Genomic DNA, 14,912 nt, shown 5'->3' on the forward strand with positions numbered 1-14,912 from the left:
CGACGGTGTGCTCTGCTCCGCGAATGTCCCCCGCTTCGCTCCTCCTTTATTTCGCTGCGCAGAGCACACCATCGGCGCGAGCGTTGTCAGAGCAGTCGTTGATCGCGGGATCACCAGTAGCGTGCCCAACGTGCGACTGGCATCGGGTGTTCCCCGCAGCGAAATAAAGGAGGAGCGAAGCGGGGGACATTCGCGGAGGGGAGCACCCGGTGTCAGTCGCACGCGCCCCGAACAGCAGCGCCAAGAATGCCCCGCACCCGAGCAACAGCAATGAACGCCGCACTGAACCGCACGGACGACCCCACAGTGGTCGACATCCGCAAGCTCTGGACGGTATTCACCAACGCCGAGGGCGAGCAGGTAGTCCACCGCGACCTCAACCTGCACATCGACCGTGGCGAAGTGCTGTCGCTCGTCGGCGGCTCGGGCACCGGCAAAACGGTATTGCTGCGCCAGATCCTCGGCCTCGAAAAGCCCACGCGCGGCGTCGTCGAAGTGCTCGGCCAACCGCCCGGCGAACTCAGTGCCACCGGTGCCGCCAACGTCGGCATGCTGTTCCAGCACGGGGCGCTGTTCTCCGCCTTCAGCGTGCTCGAGAACATCGCCTTTCCGCTGCGCGAGCTCAAGCTCCTGCCCGACGATCTCATCCGCCACGCCGCGCTGGTGAAATTGCAGATGGTGGGCCTCGAACCGCGGCACGCCAACATGAGTCCGTCCGACCTGTCGGGCGGCATGATCAAGCGCGTGGCCCTGGCGCGCGCGCTCATCATGGACCCGCCGCTGCTGCTGCTCGACGAGCCCACCGCCGGCCTCGACCCCGAGGCGTCCGACAGCTTCTGCATCCTGCTGCGCAGCCTGCACCGCGAGCTGGGCCTGACGGTGGTGATGGTCACACACGACCTGGACACGCTGTTCGACCTGAGCACCCGCATCGCGGTGCTGGCCGACCAGAAGGTGATCATTACCGGCACCGCGCGCGAGGTCATCGCCTATCCGCATCCCTTCATTCACGAATACTTTCTTGGCGGGCGCGGACAGCGCGCCCTGGAAGCACTGCATGACAAGCCAGCCACAGAACAACACGCGCCGCGGCCCGAAGCCGCACCGCGCTGAAAGGTAGGTAGCCCACCATGGAAAACAAGGCCCATGCCCTCGCTGCCGGCGCCTTCGTGCTCGGCCTGCTGGCCGCGCTCGTCGCGCTGGTGATCTGGTTCACGCGCGACAACACCGTGCGCAACGTCTACGAACTGTCCACCCGCGAAGCCGTCAGCGGCCTGCAGCCGCAGGCCATGGTGCGCTACCGCGGCATCGCGGTCGGCAAGGTCACGTCGATCGACTTCGACCCCAAGGTGAAGGGCAACGTTCGGGTGCGCATCACGGTCGACGAACGCGTGCCGCTCACCACCTCCAGCTTTGCCACGCTGAGCTACCAGGGCGTGACCGGCCTGGCCTTCATCGCGCTGGACGACAAGGGCGAATCGACTGTGTCGCTGAAGCCGGACAACGACGAGCCCCCGCGCATTCCGCTCAAGCCCTCGATGCTGGCGCAGCTGCAGGACCGCGGCGAAGCCATCATCAACCAGGTCGAGGAAGTGACGAAGCGCGCCAACACGCTGCTGGGCGACGCCAACCAGAAGCGCGCGGCCGATGCGCTGGAGAACATTGCCGCCGCCTCGGCCAGCGCCAACACGCTGCTCACCACGCTGGACAAGACCGTCAAGACCGGGCTGAACCCGGCGCTGGAAAAACTGCCCGACACGCTGGGCTCGGTGAAGAAGGCGGCGGGCGACGTTTCACGCGTGGCCAACAACTTCAACACCACCGTGGGCCGCCTGAACGCGCCCGACGGCCCGGTCGAACGCCTGAGTGACGGCACCAAGGCACTGGCGCAGGCGGTCGATTCGTTCAACGCGGCCACGCTGCCGCGCGTGAACCGCGTGGCCGACGACACCGCGCACGCCGTGCGCCGGCTGGGCCGCGCGGCGGACAGCATCAACGACAACCCGCAATCGCTGTTGTTCGGCAATGGCGGCAACGCCGCGGGTCCGGGCGAACCCGGCTTTTCCGCACCGGCGGCCACGACGACGACGCGTCCCTGAGGGAAGGCAAGCACCACCATGAACGCCATTCGATCCACCCAGAACATTCGCGCACGCCGTGCCGGCGCCGCGGCGCTGGCCGTCGGCCTCGCGCTGCTGGCCGCCGGTTGCGGCGTGCTGCCCGACAAGCCCGCGCGCGCCACGCTGTACGACTTCGGCCCGGGGCCCGGTGCCACGGCCGCGACGGCAGCCAAAACGGCGGCACCGGCGGCCGCGACGCGGCCCACGCTGGCGCTGGCCGAGTTCGAGAGCAACACCCGCCTCGATGGCACGCAGATCCTGTATCGCCTCGGATATGCGGACGCCAACGAACTGCGCCCCTATGGCCAGTCGCGCTGGAGCCTGCCGCCCGCGCAGTTGCTGCGTCAGCGGCTGCGCGACACGCTGACCGAGCGCCGCATGGTGCTGGGCCCCGAAGAAAGCGCGACGATGGCGCGCGCCAAGGGCGAGGTGCCCGACACGCTGCGCATTTCGCTCGACGAGTTCAGCCACTATTTCGATTCGGCGACCGGCAGCGTCGGCCTGGTGCGCCTGCGCGCCACGCTGGTCCGCAGCGCCCCCGGCGGCGACCGCGTGCTGGGCCAGCGCATGTTCACCGTGCGCAGCCCCGCGCCCAGCGCCGATGCGCCCGGCGGCGTGAAGGCGCTGATCGCGGCCAGCGACGGCGCGGTGGCCGAGGTGGTGCAGTGGGTGGACCAGCTGCAGCAACAGCAGCCACAATTGCCAACGCTGCCGCCGCCGTCTTCGTCGTCTCAATCACAGTCGCCCCGGTAGCAGCAAGCCATTCCCTGAACGGAGGACCGCCCCATGAACGCCACACGCATCGTCGGCATCCTGCTCATCGTGGCGGGCATTGCCGCCCTGGGCCTGGGCAGCTTCAGCTTCACCAAGGAAACGCATCAGGCCAAGCTGGGCCCGCTGGAGTTCTCGGTGAAGGAACAGCAGACCGTCAACTTCCCGGTCTGGGCCGGCGTGGCCGTGATCGTGGTCGGCGGCGCGCTGGTGCTGCTGGGCGGCAAGAAGGGCTGAACAGCCCGAGCGAGCAGCGTCGTCAGTCGCCGGACGACGCGGGCGCTTCGCCCAGCTTGTGCCGCACTGCCTGCAGCATGCGGTCGCCCAACAGCAGCAGGCCGTGCGACGAAAGATGGGTGTCGTTCGGAAAGTAAAAGTCCTGCACCTTCGTCTTTTCCTCGAGCGCGAAGGTGAAGAGGTCAGGTCCTAAGTTGGTTTGCCGGAGCGCCTTCACGAAGTCCCGTGAATGCCCTGGGTCCAGGTAGGTCGTCGTCTTGTTCGGCACCACCATCCACATGATCGGCACGCGCGACTGCGTCTGCGCTAGGGCCTGCATGCCCGCCAGGTGCTCCGGCGTGATCTCTCCCAATTGCTGGTCGGCGCCCAGGAACAGCGCCATGTCGCAGCGGCGATGGCTGAAGAGCTTGCAGCCATCTGCCACCGCAAGCGCCCGGGTCTGCTGGTCGCAACCGCTGCGCACCTTGCCGGCAATGGCCGCGCGGGTGCAGCGGGTGGTGAGCCAGCCTGAAATCAGTTGCGCGTCCCAGTTCAAGGCAAAGCCGGGCACGCGCACGGGCGGCGGGGACAGCGGCTCGGTATAGGAGAGGGGCGGCGCCCTCATATGGCTGCATTTCTGCGAGTTGGCGAGCCGCAGGGCCAACAGGCGTTCCACGCTCTCGAGGATCACCAGCTTGCCGCGAAAGCCCGCACCGACGAGCCAGTCGTCGAAGTCGTCGCACAGCGCGTTGTCGATCGAATCCCAGAAGACGGTGGCCACGCCGTACCCGCTGCCGACGAGCCGCGATTGCCAGAGGTGCGTGGACGAGAAGCTGTCTCCGACCACGACGATGTCGGCCTTGTCGATGGGCACAGCCTCGAGCAACTCGGGGGCAACGCGTGGCGGCTCGATGCGCCAGCCGAAATCGTAGTCGGAGATGCGGCCAATGCGCGCCAGGTCCCCATAGGGAATGGGCGTGACCAGTGTCTGGAACAGCAGTCCGGTGAAGACGGCAAAGGCCGGCAGAAATATCGAAAGCCAGAGTTTTGCGGGCGTCATCTTTGTTGTAAATGTCTATGCGAAGGCGCGAGCTCGTGGGGGCAGATTTTAAATGGCGCCCCAGGCCCGCCCTCCACCCTCCACACCAGCGGCAATGCGCCTCAGCCCAGCCCTGCCAGCAACCTCGGCAACAGGTCTTCCGAAGCCCCGCGCAGTACCACCGAGGCCGCATCGTCCAGGTGCGGCAGCGGCTCCAGGTTGAGCGTGACCAGCTTCGCGCCATGCGCCAGCGCGGTCTGCGGCAACTCGGCGGCCGGGTAGACGATGGTGGTGCTGCCGACCACCAGGAACAGGTCGCACTCCTGCGCCGCCACCTGGGCGTCGAGCAGCACGCCGGAGTTGAGCATCTCGCCGAACATCACGACGTCAGGCCGCGCGTGCGAGCCGCAGCGCAGGCAGCGGTGGAACGGCCAGGGCCCGCTGCGGTTGCCGCAGTGGTCGCAGCGCCAGCGGCGCAGCGAGCCGTGCAGCTCGAGCACGTCCTGCCCACCGGCCAGGGTCAGCAGGCCGTCGACGTTCTGCGTCACCAGCCGCGTGGCGGGGCGCAGCCTTTGCAGTTGGGCCAGCGCGGCATGGCCCGGGTTCGGCTGGGCCGACTCGACCACCGACAGGCGTCGCGCCCAGAACCTGGTGAAGCCGGCGGGGTCGCGCTTTAGATCTTCGGCGTGGGAAAACTGCAGGGCGTTCTGGCTCTTCCACAGGCCGTCCGCATCGCGGTAGGTCGGAATGCCGGAAGCCCGGGACAGCCCGGCGCCGGAAAAAACCACGATGCGCCGGGCGGCGAGCAGCAGCGCAACGGCGGCGTCGATGGAAGAAGAAAGAGAAGGAGACGGGGTATCGGGGCTGACTGGCGTCATCGTTCAGGTTTTGGAGAGACTCGTTGGTAGCGCAGGGAGGACAGTGGCAGTGGCGCCCAGCCGCTGCGACACGGTGTCCGCGCAGGCCTTGAGGGCGCGCGAAATCTCGCCGTCCCACGCGGTATTGAAAATACCCGCCGGGCCGATGGCGGTCACGGCCAGCACGATGGCGCCGGTGTGGTCGAACACCGGCGCGGCCATGGCGCTCACGCCCTCGATCACCTCGCCGTCGGAGCGGCTGATGCCGTGGTCACGCACTTCCTTCAGCTGGCGCTCGAAATCGCTCCACGAGGGCAGCGGCTGCACGGGCGGCATGCCGGCGGGCGGGGCCGGCTCGACGGCACCCTTGCGCTGCTTCTGGCGCTGGCGCTCTTCCTCGAGCAGCGCGCGCACCACGGCGGCATCGAGGTAGGTGGCAAAAACCCGGCCCGAGGCGGTGTTGGTGAGCGAGAAAACCGTGCCGTGCCGCATGTTCACGTGCACCGGCGAGGGCGACTCGGCCGTGCGCACGATGGTCGCGCCGCGCGCGCCCCACACGGCCAGCGCCACGGTGTGGCCGAGCTGCTGGGCCAGCTGGCCGATCAGCGGCGTGGCAATGTGCACCGGGTCGGCCTGCTGCAGGCTGATCAGCCCCAGTTGCAAGGCCAGCGGTCCAAGCAGATAGTGGCCGCTGGCACGGTCCTGCTCGATCAGGCCCAGGCGCCCGAAGCTCACCATGTACGGGTGCGCCTTGGCGGCCGTCATGTCGGCTTCGCGCGCCAGGTCTTTCAGCGCCATCGGCCGGCCGTGGTGCACCAGCGCGCGCAGCAGCTGGCCGCCGACTTCGATGCTCTGGATGCCGCGCTGGGCGCGGTCGGTGTCAGTCGCTGCCATGGCCCGCCTTGCCGTCTGGTTGTTCGTTCATGAAGAAGGGATTAGACATGAACTGATCCGAGGCTTACACTTCGGAAATTCGTTATCCGCGAATTCATTCGCCTTAAACGAATCGAAACACCTGAACCGAATACCCCACCCCACCGGAGACACACGATGAGCCAAGCCAAGAAGTTCGCCAGCCAGGCCGACATGGAAGAGAAGAAGATCACCTTCAGCCAGATCTCGGAACACGCCTGGGCCTACACGGCCGAAGGCGACCCCAACACCGGGATCATCATTGGCGACGACTGCGTGCTGGTGGCCGACACGCAGGCCACGCCCGCCATGGCGGCCGACGTGGTGCGCCGCATCCGTGAAGTGACCGACAAGCCCATCAAGTACGTGGTGCTCACGCATTACCACGCGGTGCGCGTGCTGGGCGCGGCGGGCTATGGTGCCGAGCACGTGCTGGCCAGCCAGGACACGCGCGACCTGATCGTCGAGCGCGGCGAGGAAGACAAGGCCAGCGAAATCGGCCGCTTCCCGCGCCTGTTCCAGAACGTCGAGACCGTGCCGCCGGGCCTGACCTGGCCCACCATGACCTTCACCGGCAAGATGACGCTGTGGCTCGGCAAGCTCGAAGTGCAGCTGATCCAGCTCGGCCGCGGCCACACCAAGGGCGACACCGTCGTCTGGCTGCCGCAGGAACGCACGCTGCTGTCGGGCGACCTGGTCGAGTTCGGCGCCACGCCGTACGCCGGCGACGCCTACTTCCAGGACTGGCCGCAGACGCTGGACAACATCGCCGCGCTGAAGCCCGTGGCACTGGTGCCGGGCCGAGGCGCCGCGCTCACCACGCCGGAAGCCGTGGCCGAAGGCCTGACCGGCACGCGCAACTTCATCTCCGACGTGTATGCCAGCGTGCAAGAGGGCGTGAAGGCCGGGCGCGACCTGAACGCGGTCTACAAGGAGACCTACGCCAAGCTCAAGCCCAAGTACAGCCAGTGGGTGATCTTCGACCACTGCATGCCGTTCGACGTGAGCCGCGCGTATGACGAAGCCTCGGGCCATGCGGACCCGCGCGTGTGGACGGCGCAGCGCGACATCGACATGTGGAAGGCCCTGGAAGGCTGAACGGTCCGCATTGCTCCCTCCCCCGCTGGGGGAGGATTGGGGTGGGGGCAGGCAGAGCGCCCGAAGTGAACGCCGCTTGCCCCCATCCCAACCTTCCCCCAAAGGGGGAAGGAGCAATGCAAGGCAAGAGACGAAAAGACACGGAGACAACACGTGATCGACTATCAAAGTCTGCGCTTCGACTACAAACGCCACGCCGACCAGGACGCGGCGGCCCCTGCCCATCACCCCGTCGTGATCGTCGGCGCCGGCCCGGTCGGCCTCGCGCTCGCCATCGACCTCGCGCTGCGCCAGGTTCCCGTGGTGCTGCTCGACAACGACAACACCCTCTCCAGCGGATCGCGCGCGATCTGCTTCGCCAAGCGCACGCTCGAAGTGTTCGACCGCCTCGGCTGCGGCGACCGCATGGTCGACAAGGGCGTGTCGTGGAACGTCGGCAAGGTGTTCTTCCATGACGAGCAGGTCTATCGCTTCGACCTGCTGCCCGAGCCCGGCCACGAGCGCCCGGCCTTCATCAACCTGCAGCAGTACTACGTCGAGGGCTACCTGGTCGAACGCGTGGCCGAGCTGCCGCTGATTGACCTGCGCTGGAACCACAAGGTGACCGGCATCGCGCAGCAAGGCGACAGCGCCGTGCTCACGGTAGAGACGCCTGAAGGCAACTACCAGCTGGCCGCCGGCTACGTGGCCGCCTGCGACGGCTCGCGCTCCAACCTGCGTCAGTTGCTGGGGCTGGAGGCCAAGGGCCGCATATTCCGCGACCGCTTCCTGATCGCCGACATCACCATGGACGCGCAGTTGCCGACCGAGCGCCGCTTCTGGTTCGATCCGTCGTTCCACCCCGGCCAGAGCGTGCTGCTGCACAAGCAGGCCGACGGCATGTGGCGCGTCGACTTCCAGCTCGGCTGGGACGCCGACCCGGTGGAAGAGCGCAAGCCCGAGAACATCACGCCGCGCGTGCGCGCGCTGCTCGACAGCATCGGCTTCGAGGGCGTGCAGTTCCAGATCGGCTGGGCCAGCGTCTACACCTTCGCCTGCCAGCGCATGGAGCGCTTTCGCCACGGCCGCGTGCTGTTCGCCGGCGACTCGGCGCACGGCGTGTCGCCCTTCGGCGCGCGCGGCGCCAACTCGGGCGTGCAGGACGCCGACAACCTTGCATGGAAGCTCGCGGCCGTGGTGCGGGGCGAAGCGCCCGATGCACTGCTCGACAGCTACGCCAGCGAGCGTGAATTCGCGGCCGACGAGAACATCCGCAACTCGACGCGCGCCACCGACTTCATCACGCCCAAGAGCGACGTCAGCCGGCTGTTCCGCGATGCGGTGCTGGAGCTGACCAAGCGCCACGCCTTCGCGCGCACGCTGGTCAACAGCGGACGGCTCTCGGTGGCCACGGTGCTGCGCGATTCGCCGCTCAACACACCCGATGCCGAAGCCTTCGCCGGCGCGATGGTGCCGGGCGCCGCGGCGGCCGATGCGCCCGTGGCGCGCGCCGATGGCGGCACCGGCTGGCTGCTGCGCGAATGCCACGCCGACCGGTTCACCGCCCTGGTGTTCGGCATCGGCGACGCGACCGCGCACAGCCTGCAGGCGCTGAAAGCCAGCGACGCGCCACTGCACGTCGTGCAGGTGCGGGGCACGCCGGCCGAGGTCGAGCTCGCCGCCCAGCGCTACGACGCGCAACCCGGTACCGTCTACCTCCTGCGGCCCGACCAGCATGTGTGCGCGCGCTGGCGGCAGCCCACGGCGGCCGGCATCCGCGCGGCCATCGACCGCGCACTGGCCAAGGCATGAACACGATGACGCAAACCCGATTGATCACCACGCCGAACCTCGACGCGCCCGACGATTTCTACGAAGCGCTGATCGAGGCCCACCAGGGGCTTTCCACCGAAGAAAGCCACGCCTTCAACGCACGGCTCGTGCTCGTGCTGGCCAACCACGTCGGCTCGCTCGCCGTGCTGCGCGAGGCCTTCGACGCCGCGCGCGCCGGCTGACGCCGCCTTGCGTACGCATTCCAACCTCATCGCGATTTTCGAAAGAGAAACACCATGACCCAACCCAGCACCGCCACCGAGCGGCACTACCTGAGCGGCTTCGGCAACGAATATGCCTCCGAAGCCGTGCCCGGCGCGCTGCCGCAAGGCCGCAACAACCCGCAGCGCGGCCCCTTCGACCTGTACACCGAGCTGCTCTCGGGCACCGCCTTCACGGCGCCGCGCCACGAGAACCGCCGCACCTGGCTGTACCGCCGCCAGCCTTCGGTGGTGTCGGGCCGCTACCAGCCTTATGCGCAAGCGCACTGGACCACCGGCGCCGACCGCGAGATCGCACTGCCGCCCGAGCCCCTGCGCTGGCACCCCCAGCCGCTGGACGGCGCGGCCGGAGCCGACTTCATCGACGGCATGTACACCATCGCGGCCAACGGCGACGCCGAATCTCAGGTCGGCATCGGCTCGTTGATGTACCTGGCCGGCCGCTCGATGGAACGCCGCGCCTTCGTCAACGCCGACGGCGAGATGCTGGTGGTGCCGCAACAGGGCCGCCTGGTCATCACGACCGAGCTGGGCGTGCTCGACGTCAAGCCCGGCGAAATCGCGCTGCTGCCGCGCGGCATGGCCTTCAAGGTCGCGCTGCCGGATGGTCTTTCGCGCGGCTACGTCTGCGAGAACTACGGCGCGCATTTCCGCCTGCCCGAGCTCGGCCCGATCGGCTCGAACGGCCTGGCCAATGCGCGCGATTTCCAGGCGCCCGTGGCGGCCTTCGAGCAGGAAGAAGGCCCCTACGAACTGGTGAAGAAGTTCGCCGGCCGCTTCTGGAAGGCACCCGCCCGGCAGTCGCCTTTCAACGTGGTGGCCTGGCATGGCAACCTCGCGCCGGTGAAGTACGACACGGCGCATTTCATGGTGATCGGCTCCATCAGCTTCGACCACCCCGATCCATCGATCTTCACCGTGCTGACCTCGCCCAGCGACACGCCGGGCACCGCGAATTGCGACTTCGTGATCTTCCCGCCGCGCTGGATGGTGATGGAAAACACCTTCCGTCCGCCATGGTTCCACCGCAACCTCATGAGCGAATTCATGGGCCTGGTGCTGGGCGAGTACGACGCCAAGCCGGGCGGCTTCAAGCCCGGCGGCGCCAGCCTGCACAACTGCATGGTGCCGCACGGCCCCGATGAAGAAGCCTTCGACAAGGCCACCCACGCCGACCTGAAGCCGCACAAGCTGGACAACACGCTGGCCTTCATGTTCGAGAGCCGCTACCGGTTCATTCCCACCAACTTCGCCCTGAAGAGCCCCGCGCTCGATACCGACTACGCCGATTGCTGGGCCGGCCTCAAGGACCAATTCAAGCCATGAAGATGAAGAAGAGCGCTTTCGCCCTCACCCGCCGCGCGACGGCCGTTGCACTGCTTGCCGCGCCATTGCTCGCGCCCTTTGCCGTGCACGCGGCCGACTACCCGTCGAAGCCCATCAAGTTCATCGTGCCGTACACGCCCGGCGGCACCACCGACCTGGTGGCGCGCACCGTAGGCCAGAAGGTGTCGGAGAAGCTGGGCCAGCCGGTGCTGATCGACAACCGCGGCGGCGCGGGCGGCAACATCGGCATGGACGCCGTGGCCAAGGCCGCGCCCGATGGCTACACCATCGGCTTCGGCGCCATCTCGACCAATGCGCTCAACCCGCACATCTACAAGTCGATGGCCTTCGATCCGCGCAAGGACTTCACGGCCATCAGCCTGCTGGGCACCTCGACCATCGTGCTCGAAGTGCCGGCGGCCTCCGCCATCAAGTCGGTGCCCGACCTGATCGCGGCCGCGAAGAAGAACCCCGGCCTGCCCTACGCCACCGCGGGCGCCGGCACCTCGATGAACCTGGCCGGCGTGATGTTCGCGCAGATGACGGGCACCGACCTCGTGCACGTCGCCTACAAGGGCAGCGGCCCGGCCATCACCGACATGCTGGGCAACAACATCGGCGTGATGTTCGACAACCTGCCGGCGTCGCTGCCGCACATCCAGGCCGGCAAGCTGCGTGCGCTGGCGGTGGCAGGCCCCGCGCGCTCGCCGTCGCTGCCCGACGTGCCGACGATGGCCGAGGCCGGGCTCAAGGGCTATGCGCTCGACCCATGGTTCGGCGTGTACGGACCGGCGAAGCTGCCGGCACCGATCGTGAAGGCGCTGAACGAAGCCTTCGTCGAAGCGCTGGCCATGCCCGACGTGAAGGCCAAGCTGCAGCAGGCCGGCTTCTCGCCGCGCAGCTCGACCGCGCAAGAGCTGACCACGCTCACCGACACCGAATACAAGCGCCTGGGCGAAGTCGCCAAGAAGGCCGGCATGACCGCGGATTAAGACTCGCCCCCAGGCTTGCCCACTTCGTGTGGCCTCCAACCCCCTACCGGGGGCAACACCAGCGGCCCGGCAAAGCCGGTTCCGCGGTGTTTCCCGAAAACCCCCCGGGCTTTTTATTTGAAAGACATCCATGACCGCACTCAACGCCACCCATGACCCCAAGCTGCGCAGCTGGGTCGCATCGGCCAATGCCGCCGGCACCGACTTCCCGATCCAGAACCTGCCCTTCGGCCGCTTCCGCGCCGCCGGCAGCAGCAACAGCGACGAAGGCTTTCGCATCGGCGTCGCCATCGGCGACCAGGTGCTCGACCTGAAGGCCGTGGGCCTGGTCGACACCGACGACATGAACGTGCTGATGAACGCGAGCGTGAAAGACCGCCAGGCTTTGCGCGCCGCGATTTCGGCCGGCCTTGCCGAAGGCAGCGACAAGCAGGCCGCATGGTCGAAGGCGCTGCTGGCGCAGGCCCAGGCCGAGATGACGGTGCCCTGCCGCATCGGCGACTACACCGACTTCTACACCGGCATCCACCACGCGACGACCATCGGCAAGCTGTTCCGCCCCGACCAGCCGCTGATGCCCAACTACAAGTGGGTGCCCATCGGCTACCACGGCCGCGCTTCGTCGATCGGCGTGAGCGGCCAGGTCTTCAAGCGCCCGCAAGGCCAGACCAAGGCGCCCGATGCGGTCACGCCGAGCTTCGGCCCTTCCAAGCGGCTCGACTACGAGCTGGAGCTGGGCTTCCTGGTCGGCCAGGGCAATGCGCTCGGCCAACCCATTGCCATCGGCGAGGCCGAAGACCACCTGTTCGGCGTGACGCTGCTGAACGACTGGTCGGCGCGCGATCTGCAGGCCTGGGAATACCAGCCGCTCGGCCCGTTCCTGGCGAAGAACTTTGCGAGCACGCTGTCGCCGTGGATCGTGACGATGGAAGCGCTGGCGCCGTTCCGCGCGAAGTTCGAGCGCCCCGCGGAAGACCCACAGCCGCTGCCCTACCTCGACTCGGCATCGAACCGCGAGGGCGGCGCGCTCGACATCACGCTCGAAGTGCTGCTGCAGACCGCGAAGATGCGCGCCGAAGGCGTGGCGCCCGTGCGCCTCACGCGCGGCAACACCACCGAAGCCGCCTACTGGACCGCGGCGCAACTCGTCGCGCACCACACGGTCAACGGCTGCAACCTGCAGCCCGGCGACCTGCTGGGCTCGGGCACGCTCTCGGGGCCGAAGCCCGACGAGGCCGGGTCGCTGATGGAGCTGACGCTGGGCGGCAAGCAGCCGATCACGCTGCCGAACGGCGAGAAGCGCACGTTCCTGGAAGACGGGGACACGCTGATCATGCGCGGGTACTGCGAGCGGGCGGGTGCGGTGCGCATCGGGTTGGGTGAAGTCGCCGGCACCGTGAGCGCCTGAGGTCTGCGTGTTGTCCCCTCTCCCTCCGGGAGAGGGCCAGGGTGAGGGCCGTGGGCCTCACAACATCGCGCCGCTTCGATTGCCGCTCACCCTCACCCCAACCCTCTCCCCAAGGGGAGAGGGAGTAAAACAATCAGGGCGCGGGGGCGGCGGCGCTCGCAGCGGCCGGCCACGCCACTTCGCTGGCCACGCGCGGCTTGCCCACCGGCGCGCCCGCCTTGCCAATCCTGACGGCCGCCATGTCGGCTTCGCTCGGGTACTGGTTCGCCAGCCAGTAGTCGAACACGCGGCGCGCAATGGGTGCCGCGGCACCCGCGCCCCACCCCGCGTTCTCGACGATCACCGCGACGGCGATCTTCGGATCGTTCACCGGCGCGAAGGCCATGAACAGGGCGTGGTCGCGCTGGTGTTCCTCGAGCGCGCGTGCGTTGTACTTGGTGTTCTGCGCCTGCGTCACGGCCTGTGCCGTGCCGGTCTTGCCGGCCGCCTGGTAGGCCGCGCCCGCGAACACGCTGCGCGCGGTGCCGCTGGTGACCACGCTGGTCAGGCCTTCGCGGATGACGGCCACGTTGGCGGCGGTGAAGCCCAGGTTTTCCGCCGGCGGCTGCGGCAGCGGCACCACCTGCCCGCTCACGGTGTTGCGCGTGGCCAGCACCAGGTGCGGCTTGTGCTTGAGGCCGCCGTCGGCCACGATGGCCGTGGCCTGCGCCAGCTGCAGCATCGTGAAGGCGTTGTAGCCCTGGCCGATGCCCAGCGAAATGGTCTCGCCCGCGTACCACTTCTTGGCCTCGGGCCGCTTGTAGGCGTTGCGCTTCCACTCGGTGCTCGGCAGCACGCCGCGCACTTCGCCACCCAGGTCGATGCCGGTGATCTGGCCGAAGCCCAGCGGCTTCATGAAGTCGTGGATCAGGTCCACGCCCATCTCATTGGCCAGCGAGTAGTAGTAGATGTTGCTCGACAGCTGGATCGAGCGCCGCATGTCGACGCCGCCCAGGTTGCCTTCGGGGCTGCCGAAGCGGTGGCCGCCGAAGTTGAAATAGCCGGGGTCGTTCACGACCACGCTGGCGCCGCGCTTGCCGGTCTGCAGCGCCGCCAGCGCCATGAAGGGCTTGTACGTGGAGCCGGGCGGGTAGGTGCCGCGCAGCGCACGGTTCAGCAGCGGCTTGTCGAGCGACTCGGTCAGGGCGGCCCAGCTCTCGTTGTCGATGCCTTCGACGAACAGGTTGGGGTCGAACGTGGGCTTGCTCACGAAGGCCAGCACCTCGCCGGTCTTCGGGTCGATGGCCACCAGCGCGCCGCGCCGGTCGCCGAACATGTCTTCCACCAGCTTCTGCAGCTTGATGTCGAGCGACAGCATGACGGTGTTGCCGGGTGTGGCCGGGTGGCTCGCAAGGCGGCGCACGGCACGCCCGCCGGCCGAGGTTTCCATCTGCTCGACGCCGGTCTGGCCGTGCAGCGTTTTCTCGTAGCTCTGCTCGATGCCCAGCTTGCCGATGTAGTCGGTGCCCTTGTAGTTGGCCTGCTCTTCCTCGTCCCAGTCTTCCATCGCGGTTTTCTCGCGCTGGTTGATGCGGCCGATGTAGCCGAGCACGTGCGACGCCAGCTCGGCGTGCGGGTAGTTGCGGAACAGCCGCGCCTTGATCTCCACGCCCGGGAAGCGGTAGCGCTGGGCGGCAAAGCGGGCCACTTCCTCGTCGCTCAGGCGGGTGCGGATCGGAATGGAGTCGAAGCTGCGCGAGTCTTCGCGCAGGCGCTTGAAGCGGCGGCGGTCGCGCGGCGACACCTCGAGCACCTGCGTCAGGCTGTCGATGGTTTCTTCGACGTCGCCCACCTTCGAGGGCGTGATTTCCAGTGTGTAGGCCGAGTAGTTCGAGGCCAGCACGATGCCGTTGCGGTCGAGGATCAGGCCCCGGTTGGGCACCACCGGCACGATGGCCGTGCGGTTGCTCTCGGCCTGCTCTGCCAGGTCTTCATGGCGCGTGACCTGCAGGTAGACCAGCCGCGCGCACAGCAGGCCGAACGCAAACAGCACCGCCAGGCCGATGACGATCACGCGGCGCTTGAAGCGCGCGAGGTCGGCGGCTACGTTGCGGATTTCGGTCATGGCGGTGCGAGCTTAGGCGCGTGCAAGTGCGAAGGC

14 protein-coding genes are annotated in these 14,912 nt (G+C 68.0%); 10 read left to right on the top strand and 4 right to left on the bottom strand.

Annotated features, from left to right (window positions below; genetic code table 11):
* The first annotated feature begins 270 nt into the window (after positions 1–270).
* From DBV14_RS01685 to DBV14_RS01700, 4 genes are read left to right on the top strand one after another with little or no spacing between them, the layout of a single operon-like run.
* The gene (locus tag DBV14_RS01685; protein WP_124457463.1) at positions 271–1,113 is read left to right on the top strand and encodes an ABC transporter ATP-binding protein; all 843 of its coding nucleotides are present in this window, start codon (positions 271–273) and stop codon (positions 1,111–1,113) included.
* Positions 1,114–1,130: 17 nt separating this feature from the next.
* Positions 1,131–2,099 carry an MlaD family protein gene (locus DBV14_RS01690; protein WP_124457464.1) on the top strand — a complete coding sequence of 323 codons (969 nt, stop codon included), beginning with the start codon at positions 1,131–1,133 and terminating at the stop codon, positions 2,097–2,099.
* Between the two features lie 18 nt (positions 2,100–2,117).
* On the top strand, positions 2,118–2,873 hold the full coding sequence (locus DBV14_RS01695) for an ABC-type transport auxiliary lipoprotein family protein (protein WP_124457465.1): 756 nt from the start codon (positions 2,118–2,120) through the stop codon (positions 2,871–2,873).
* A gap of 33 nt (positions 2,874–2,906) precedes the next feature.
* Complete coding sequence (locus DBV14_RS01700; protein WP_124457466.1) at positions 2,907–3,128, top strand: hypothetical protein; 222 nt, start codon at positions 2,907–2,909, stop codon at positions 3,126–3,128.
* A gap of 22 nt (positions 3,129–3,150) precedes the next feature.
* Here the strand turns inward: DBV14_RS01700 and DBV14_RS01705 are convergent, their stop codons facing one another.
* The 3 genes from DBV14_RS01705 to DBV14_RS01715 all read right to left on the bottom strand — a co-directional run bounded on the left by DBV14_RS01705 (position 3,151) and on the right by DBV14_RS01715 (position 5,897).
* Positions 3,151–4,167, bottom strand: coding sequence for a hypothetical protein (locus tag DBV14_RS01705; RefSeq protein WP_124457467.1), 1,017 nt, complete (start codon positions 4,165–4,167; stop codon positions 3,151–3,153).
* 101 nt (positions 4,168–4,268) lie between these two features.
* On the bottom strand, positions 4,269–5,024 hold the full coding sequence (locus tag DBV14_RS01710; RefSeq protein WP_124457468.1) for a Sir2 family NAD-dependent protein deacetylase: 756 nt from the start codon (positions 5,022–5,024) through the stop codon (positions 4,269–4,271).
* A gap of 3 nt (positions 5,025–5,027) precedes the next feature.
* Positions 5,028–5,897, bottom strand: a complete 870-nt coding sequence (locus tag DBV14_RS01715; protein WP_124457469.1) for an IclR family transcriptional regulator — start codon at positions 5,895–5,897, stop codon at positions 5,028–5,030.
* Positions 5,898–6,053: 156 nt separating this feature from the next.
* Here DBV14_RS01715 and DBV14_RS01720 point away from each other — a divergent pair, with 156 nt between their 5' ends.
* The 6 genes from DBV14_RS01720 (at position 6,054) to fahA (ending at position 12,772) form a co-directional block, all read left to right on the top strand.
* Positions 6,054–7,013, top strand: coding sequence for an MBL fold metallo-hydrolase (locus tag DBV14_RS01720; protein WP_124457470.1), 960 nt, complete (start codon positions 6,054–6,056; stop codon positions 7,011–7,013).
* A gap of 153 nt (positions 7,014–7,166) precedes the next feature.
* Positions 7,167–8,804, top strand: coding sequence for an FAD-dependent oxidoreductase (locus DBV14_RS01725; protein WP_124457471.1), 1,638 nt, complete (start codon positions 7,167–7,169; stop codon positions 8,802–8,804).
* Positions 8,805–8,809: 5 nt separating this feature from the next.
* Positions 8,810–9,007, top strand: a complete 198-nt coding sequence (locus DBV14_RS01730; protein WP_124457472.1) for a DUF2783 domain-containing protein — start codon at positions 8,810–8,812, stop codon at positions 9,005–9,007.
* 54 nt (positions 9,008–9,061) lie between these two features.
* A complete protein-coding gene (gene hmgA / locus DBV14_RS01735) occupies positions 9,062–10,372 on the top strand; it encodes a homogentisate 1,2-dioxygenase (RefSeq protein ID WP_124457473.1) in 1,311 nt (436 codons plus the stop codon).
* A gap of 2 nt (positions 10,373–10,374) precedes the next feature.
* The gene (locus DBV14_RS01740; RefSeq protein WP_124457504.1) at positions 10,375–11,364 is read left to right on the top strand and encodes a tripartite tricarboxylate transporter substrate binding protein; all 990 of its coding nucleotides are present in this window, start codon (positions 10,375–10,377) and stop codon (positions 11,362–11,364) included.
* Between the two features lie 130 nt (positions 11,365–11,494).
* A complete protein-coding gene (gene fahA / locus DBV14_RS01745; RefSeq protein ID WP_124457474.1) occupies positions 11,495–12,772 on the top strand; it encodes a fumarylacetoacetase in 1,278 nt (425 codons plus the stop codon).
* A 133-nt stretch (positions 12,773–12,905) separates the two neighbouring features.
* Here fahA and mrdA read toward each other — a convergent pair whose 3' ends face one another.
* Positions 12,906–14,876 carry a penicillin-binding protein 2 gene (gene mrdA, locus DBV14_RS01750; protein WP_124457475.1) on the bottom strand — a complete coding sequence of 657 codons (1,971 nt, stop codon included), beginning with the start codon at positions 14,874–14,876 and terminating at the stop codon, positions 12,906–12,908.
* Between the last annotated feature and the right edge of the window lie 36 nt (positions 14,877–14,912).

This window comes from Variovorax sp. KBW07, assembly GCF_003852515.1.
Lineage (GTDB): Bacteria > Pseudomonadota > Gammaproteobacteria > Burkholderiales > Burkholderiaceae_C > Variovorax.

What these genes read in the sequence shown, in the direction of transcription:
- DBV14_RS01710 (WP_124457468.1), bottom strand. Translation starts at nt 5,024, where the DNA reads ATGACGCCAGTCAGCCCCGATACCCCGTCTCCTTCTCTTTCTTCTTCC.
- DBV14_RS01730 (WP_124457472.1), top strand. Translation starts at nt 8,810, where the DNA reads ATGACGCAAACCCGATTGATCACCACGCCGAACCTCGACGCGCCCGAC.
- DBV14_RS01685 (WP_124457463.1), top strand. Translation starts at nt 271, where the DNA reads ATGAACGCCGCACTGAACCGCACGGACGACCCCACAGTGGTCGACATC.
- DBV14_RS01715 (WP_124457469.1), bottom strand. Translation starts at nt 5,897, where the DNA reads ATGGCAGCGACTGACACCGACCGCGCCCAGCGCGGCATCCAGAGCATC.
- mrdA (WP_124457475.1), bottom strand. Translation starts at nt 14,876, where the DNA reads ATGACCGAAATCCGCAACGTAGCCGCCGACCTCGCGCGCTTCAAGCGC.
- DBV14_RS01690 (WP_124457464.1), top strand. Translation starts at nt 1,131, where the DNA reads ATGGAAAACAAGGCCCATGCCCTCGCTGCCGGCGCCTTCGTGCTCGGC.
- DBV14_RS01705 (WP_124457467.1), bottom strand. Translation starts at nt 4,167, where the DNA reads ATGACGCCCGCAAAACTCTGGCTTTCGATATTTCTGCCGGCCTTTGCC.
- DBV14_RS01700 (WP_124457466.1), top strand. Translation starts at nt 2,907, where the DNA reads ATGAACGCCACACGCATCGTCGGCATCCTGCTCATCGTGGCGGGCATT.
- DBV14_RS01740 (WP_124457504.1), top strand. Translation starts at nt 10,375, where the DNA reads ATGAAGAAGAGCGCTTTCGCCCTCACCCGCCGCGCGACGGCCGTTGCA.
- fahA (WP_124457474.1), top strand. Translation starts at nt 11,495, where the DNA reads ATGACCGCACTCAACGCCACCCATGACCCCAAGCTGCGCAGCTGGGTC.
- DBV14_RS01720 (WP_124457470.1), top strand. Translation starts at nt 6,054, where the DNA reads ATGAGCCAAGCCAAGAAGTTCGCCAGCCAGGCCGACATGGAAGAGAAG.
- DBV14_RS01695 (WP_124457465.1), top strand. Translation starts at nt 2,118, where the DNA reads ATGAACGCCATTCGATCCACCCAGAACATTCGCGCACGCCGTGCCGGC.
- hmgA (WP_124457473.1), top strand. Translation starts at nt 9,062, where the DNA reads ATGACCCAACCCAGCACCGCCACCGAGCGGCACTACCTGAGCGGCTTC.